Source organism: Aerococcus sp. L_32 (assembly GCF_050689315.1).
Genome location: NZ_JBOEQF010000397.1, coordinates 1 through 1,774 on the forward strand (window position 1 = coordinate 1; position 1,774 = coordinate 1,774).

At 43.5% G+C, this 1,774-nt stretch carries 3 protein-coding genes; all 3 read right to left on the reverse strand.

Going from position 1 to position 1,774, the window contains the following annotated elements; all coding sequences use genetic code 11:
* A partial coding sequence (locus ACRCJ0_RS13325; protein WP_431390728.1) for a shikimate dehydrogenase family protein occupies positions 1 to 426 on the reverse strand: 426 nt, incomplete at its 3' end.
* A gap of 3 nt (positions 427 to 429) precedes the next feature.
* Positions 430 to 1,569: a 3-dehydroquinate synthase gene (gene aroB, locus ACRCJ0_RS13330; protein ID WP_431388125.1), complete on the reverse strand. Its 1,140-nt coding sequence runs from the start codon at positions 1,567 to 1,569 to the stop codon at positions 430 to 432.
* A 55-nt stretch (positions 1,570 to 1,624) separates the two neighbouring features.
* Positions 1,625 to 1,756 carry a hypothetical protein gene (locus tag ACRCJ0_RS13335; RefSeq protein WP_431388126.1) on the reverse strand — a complete coding sequence of 44 codons (132 nt, stop codon included), beginning with the start codon at positions 1,754 to 1,756 and terminating at the stop codon, positions 1,625 to 1,627.
* Between the last annotated feature and the right edge of the window lie 18 nt (positions 1,757 to 1,774).

Here is a 1,774-nt window from a genome sequence, read left to right on the forward strand (position 1 = left end):
CCTAGTCGTTGCGCCAGATCCGTAAACGACTAACCGCTTGCCGACAAGGTCCACGCCCCTATTTTTCACGGCAAGCCATAAGCCGGCACCATCAGTATTGTAGCCTACCCATTGCCCATTGTCGTCTCGGGTAATCATGTTAATAGCGTTGACATATTGACTAGCAGCATCTAAGCGGTCAACCGTCTGCATAGCATTGAATTTCCCTGGCATGGTAATGTTAATCCCTTGAACGTCTAGGGCTTTCAAATGCTCGATCCGTTCAATTGTGTCATCTTCGCTCGTTTCAAAAGCGATGTAGACCATATTCAGGTCTTGAGCTTTAAAAGATGTATTGTAAATGATGGGTGAAAGCGAGTGGCTCAAAGGTTGGCCAATCACTGCTGCAAACTTCGTTGTCCCGTTAATATCTGTAATTGAGTCCACGCTTTAAGCCTCCGCTTCTACGATTGTGATAGGTAATTTATCGGTTCTTAGGTCAGTGAAAATGGTCTCTAACCAGCCGGCATATTGGTCAAAAGTAATGGTTTTAAGTTCACATTTACCGAATGATTCAGGGAAGATTTCTGTAATTTCCCCACCCCGACGCTTCTTGTCGTTGGTCATGGCAGCAAGAATATCCTCAAAGGTATACTCTTTTGCCACATGCACTTGGTCTAATAGATGGTACTGGTTGAGTAAATTGTTAAAACGATCAGCCAAACTTAAGGCTGTCAGCCCTTCTTTTTCAGCCATTAATTGGGTCAAAATCATACCCGTTGCAACGCCTCGACCGTGGGAAACTTTGTAATGTGATACTTGTTCAATCGCGTGTCCAATAGTATGACCAAAGTTCAATAATTGACGCAGGCCTAAATCTAGTTCGTCTTCTAGCACAACGCTTCGTTTAATCTCAACACAACGTTTAACAACAGCTGCCAAGTCTTCGCTCAAGGCATTTAAAGGTTGGTCGCGGGTCATTAAGTTGTTCAGTAAATCACTGTCTAAAATCATGCCGTATTTAATTAATTCGGCACACCCATCTTCGAAAATACTTTGCGATAAAGTATGGAAGGTAGTTAAGTCACAAAGGACGCGTGCTGGCTGATAAAAGGCGCCAACTAGGTTTTTACCCTGGGGTAAGTCGATGGCCGTTTTGCCGCCTACTGAAGAATCAATAGCTGAAAGTAAGGTCGTCGGAATTTGAATGTAAGGAATGCCACGCAAGTAAGTCGCTGCTGTAAATCCAACTAGATCACCAATTACCCCACCTCCCAAGGCAATCAGGACGTCTGAACGTGAATAATTCAAAGTGGCCAACTCTTCTTGCAGGCGGATGTAGTTTGCAGATGATTTCTGGGCTTCTCCGGCCGGTAAGGTTATGGTGTTGACAACAGTCGTAATTGGGCTAATCGCCTCTTGTAAGGTCCCTAGGTAACCATATGAAGCGACGTTTTCGTCAGTAACGATCATCACCTTACGTTGCTGAACTAAATCTTCCAGATGGTGTCCGGCATTTTTAATCAAATCGTTGTCAATGATCACATCGTAGGGATTGGCAACTGCTACATTTACATTTTCCAATTTCATTCCTCAATTCTTTAAAATACGTTTGTCGATAAGTTGTTTAACCGGTGTTTGTAGATTAATTTAAATCCGCTAAGAATGTGTGTAATGCTTGCACTTTCTCAGTTAACGCCTTGTACTCATCTAAGTATAACGATTGTCGGCCGTCTGACCAAGCCTCATCTGGATTTTGATGAATTTCAATGATCAAGCCGTCAGCGCCAGCAGC